The sequence below is a fragment of the Yersinia sp. 1252 StPb PI genome (assembly GCF_048593885.1).
Lineage (GTDB): Bacteria > Pseudomonadota > Gammaproteobacteria > Enterobacterales > Enterobacteriaceae > Yersinia > Yersinia enterocolitica_E.
Window position 1 is genome coordinate 1 of record NZ_JAZGQE010000542.1, and the last position, 334, is coordinate 334.

A 334-nucleotide genomic window follows, 5' to 3' on the forward strand; every position below is an offset into this window, starting at 1 on the left:
ATATCCTTACCCCATGAACAAGAATCAATTGATATAGCCATCCCTCGCATGACCATATCTTTCCTGACTTTTATATTATCAATGATAATTCCATTATCTTTATAACCTATTTCCTGGAGGTTTTTTACGATCAAACGATAGAATGCACTCTCATAAAAACCGTGATCCTGTGCTAGCAATACATTAGATAGGTTAGTGTTTATATCTTTTGAAAACCAAATTCTCATCGACTCCTTAAGTGTGAACTCAGTAATATTGGCATCATGTTTTTTTTTCGCTGTAGAGACATGAATGTCGCTTCCTAGAAGGCGTTCTTTCTCATTTTTTATATTTA

General features: G+C 33.8%; 1 protein-coding gene. It reads right to left on the minus strand.

The features are described 5' to 3' along the window. The coding region (locus tag V2A85_RS24665; protein WP_420072687.1) for a hypothetical protein at positions 1 to 334 on the minus strand (334 nt) is incomplete at both ends.